Raw genomic sequence first — 4,131 nt, 5'->3', positions numbered from 1 at the left:
ATTTACTTTACTCAACTTTCCAGTTAAAGTATTTAGAACAATAGTCTGAGGTGTTGAATGGAGTTTCGATAAGGTTATAATTATATTGAGGAAGCTTGAATCGGCCTGTTGTAATGGCTATAGCATGAATAGCAATAACGGGGATCAATATAGATTATAGTGAACTATAGGTATGGGTAAACTAAATCGGGTAGATTAATTTTAATTAAATTATATAATTGCATGTAATTTGCTGGGCTGATAATATGCATAATCTTATATGGATTAATAGTAAGCTATGAATGAATTATAAAGTGATAAATTATTGTCAAGAGCTGGATCAATCAATAGATAAAGAATCTAGAACCATATATAAAGGAGTGAATCAAGTAAATCAATTGAGGATATCTGTACAGCTGTAAAGCTAATCTACCTCCTGCTCGAGTAAAGAAGGTTTTTAAGCTTGTATGATGCACTTCGTATCCTCAATTGACATAGATGGCATATCTTTTTTTACCACACATGTGGGAAAGGAAGTGCAAGAAAAATGCGTAGCTGGAAGATGCGAAGATACCGACACTTGAAATTCCTGGCGGTTTTCGTTGCTTTCACTATGGTGCTCACGCTAGGCTTTGCGTCGAAGAATGTAGAAGCAGCTACTGGACTATCCGGATTTGCGACTATGGAGGGGTACAACGTAGATTCGAAGGATTGGGAAGGTGCGTATGTAACCGGTAACCTGGGTAAAACTTATGCTGAAGGCGAGTGGTTCCCTGGAAGGATAAGGTTGAATGGATTCCAGTCGGTTTATCCTAACTTTGCAGGTTTTCCGGATATCAGTATCTGGTATACTGCAGCATATGCGACTAACAGCGGAACAGGAATGTTTGTAGACCTTGTCAAGGGTATCCAGATAGGGGTAAGGACACTTACCGACGATGAAGGATGGCCGATGGAAAGTGGTTTGCCTTATCCGATGGGATCCGCAGAGAATGTAGATGATGCCCAGAACCATTCCGGAGAGAATCAATGGTTGGGATATAAGCTTCTGAATCTTCCGGACAGTCAAATGAACAGGTCTGCTGAAACCGCTACACTTGGCGGGCTGGGTTCAATCACCGATGGCAAGAGGATGTTCACAATAACTGCAGAAGATATTAAGTCAGCATTGAATTCTATGGGCATTGGATTAAACACAAATAACATTGAGATATACTTTGAGTTCCATCTTGCACGTACGTCAATTTGGGGAAGCAGAAACCTTCAGACAGAGTACGCAAGCGGTGCACCTGCAAGCTGGGGCGGATATCTGTATGGATTGATGAATTTTGATGCTATTGCATTCGGATCCGGACCTAAGACTGGATCCAGCGGACACTTCGGATTACTTGATTCCTCGAAGACAGTTCCGCTTCCGGATACCCCTGAAGTATACAGGACTGTGACAGGAATGAAGTTCCTGGATGTCAACAATAATGGTCAATTTGACGTTGGTGAGCCTGGTCTTAAGGATTGGACCATCAATCTTGTTGGGTATATCGAGGATATTGAGGTTACGCTGACAACAAAAACCGGACCGGATGGTATCTATACCTTCGGTGGATTGTCATATGGTTCGGAGCTTAGGGTACATGAGGTAATGGAACCTGGTTACACGCAGACTTATCCTCATTCGGAGATTACTCTGGCTAACGGAGCAAAATCGTTTGTGAAGGTAGATGCAGGAAAGGGTCCATGGAGATGGTATATTGACAGAAGCCTTATGCCAGCAAATGCAAACGATGCGGTAACCATATCTGGAATAGATTTTGGCAACTTCCTGCCTGACCCGAAGATCGAAGTCAAGAAGACAGGAGATGAACTATCGAAGATTGGCGACGAGATAGAGTTTACAGTTGAAGTCAAGAATACAGGAAATGTGGACCTTGAGCTTACAAGCATAGTAGATGACAAGTTCGGAGACCTGAGCTATATCAAGTGGAGTACTGATGGATTTGGAGCGACTCTTGCGAAGGGTGCAACAGAGAGTCATACCTTCAAGATGGAGATTCCAGAAGAAGCTTCAGACCCATTCGTAAATAAGGTAACAGCTGTATACAACTATATGCAGATTGAGGCAAAGGGAGAATCTAGCCATAGCACAAATCTGTTCCAGCCGCTGTCGTCAATTGAGAAGACTGTAGATAAGAAATATGCAATTCCAGGTGAAACTGTAAGATACAAGATTGAAGTAAAGAACCTGAGTTCACAGGATACTCCTGTTATGCACTATGTACTGGAAGATGATCTTCTCGGGTGGTCGATTTCCGGTGGTACCGCAAAGATATTTGATCTTGGTTTTGGGGAATCAAAGATCTTTGAAGGGACAGAGACAGACTACATGATTCCTCTTGATGCCGAAAGGTATTCGATAATCAAGAACACTGCTACGATACATACATCATTCGACGATTTTGACAACAAATATGATTATAGCAGCTTCGCTGAGACGAAAGTGCTATGGCCTGGACTTGAGATCAAGAAGTCGGGAGATGAACTATCGAAGATTGGTGACGAAGTGCTTTACAAGTTTGAAATCAAGAATACTGGTGATGTAGACTTGAATCTTGTAAAGGTATACGATGAGACATTCATGTTTGACCTCACTTCGCTGTTTGGCAAGACTATACTAAAGCCTGGTGAGACTGACAATGCAGAGAAGCTGTTCAAAATTCCGGCAGAAGCTAAAGATCCGTTCAAGAACAAGGTAACTGCAACCTATAAATACATAATGGGAGATTTCAGCAAGACTGTTGAGGAGAGCGCAGAATTCGAAGTCAATCTGTTCCAGCCTGGGATAAAGATTGAGAAGACTGCAGACAAGACAGTTTCAATGGTCGGGGGTACAGTAAAGTACAAGATTATTGTTACGAATACTAGTTCATCTGATTCGCCTGACCTCAAGTATTCTGTTGTGGATGACGTGTATGGAACAGTGGTTACCGATGCGCTGTTAAGTCCAGGAGGCAGCAAGGAGTATACTTATGACTACCTGATAAAGAACACTGATCCTAATCCGCTTGTAAATACTGCAGAAGTAACTGCATCACCGGTAGGATTCCCGAATGTTCTTAAGGATAATGACAGTCATGAAGTCAAACTCTTCACACCAGGATTGACTATCAAGAAGACTGCAGATACAGAGATATCCAAGGTTGGAGATACTATCAACTACAAGATAGTAGTCAAGAATACTACAGCTGAAGCATATGCACCGAAGATTCACTGTGTACTGACAGATGCTTTATTGGGACTGAACATGAGCTTTGACCTGGCTTCCGGCGAAGAGAAGATCGTAAATGTACCGTATGTAGTAAAGGCTTCGGATGATCCTGATTACCTTACTAAGTTTGGATGGACTGAACTCAAAAATACCGCGAAGGTTGTAGGATCACCAATCGGTTTTGAGGCTATCAGCGAATTCAAGCTTGAGGATAGTGTTACAGTTGACCTTGTGCACCCACACATCGATATTGACAAATCTGTGAATACAGCATTCGCACATGTAGGTGATACTGTAACATATACTATTAAGATTACAAATACGGGCGACATAGCTCTTCATAACATCGTGGTTAAAGACAGCATGTTAGGAACTCTATCAGCATTTGCAACTTCATTGGCTGTGGGAGCGCACGATACCCATACTTATGACAGGCTGTTAACGATTGCTGATATTGGCATCCTTACCAATACAGCAACTGTAACCTCGAATCCTGTTGGTCTTCCAAATAAGATTGAGGACAAGGATGATGCAGTAGTGGAGGTCAAGCCGAGACTTTATGATGAGACCGGATGGGCATACGGAGGATCTTACGCGAAACCAATTAAGGATATTGAGGGAGTAACCTCAACTAACTGGGGCTGGACAAACGGACCAATTGAAGAAGGGGACTACAGATGGCCGATCTATGTTGGTGCAGGACAGAATGACCTTAGTAAGGGTAAGATTGTTGGTGAGCTTATCATAGCATTCCATGATGGTACTATGAAGATTACATACAAGATGGACGAAGGATTCTCACTGAAGGAAGTACATCTGTATGTAGGCTGTTTTAGACCGCTTGAAGTGAATTGAAATAGATTTGATTGCCTGTCGTGAAATTGCTCTGT

The 4,131-nt window shown here is 42.2% G+C and carries 1 protein-coding gene; it reads left to right on the top strand.

Annotated elements, in window-relative coordinates:
• The first annotated feature begins 526 nt into the window (after window positions 1–526).
• Entirely contained in the window at window positions 527–4,096 is a 3,570-nt protein-coding gene (locus T472_RS04905; protein WP_082447572.1) for a CLIPPER-2 domain-containing protein, read from the top strand.
• Window positions 4,097–4,131: the final 35 nt, after the last annotated feature.

Source organism: Youngiibacter fragilis 232.1 (assembly GCF_000495435.3).
GTDB classification, from domain to species: Bacteria; Bacillota; Clostridia; order Clostridiales; family Clostridiaceae; genus Youngiibacter; species Youngiibacter fragilis.
Note: the sequence above shows the minus strand (reverse complement) of the source record. Positions and strands in the feature narration are given on the sequence as shown.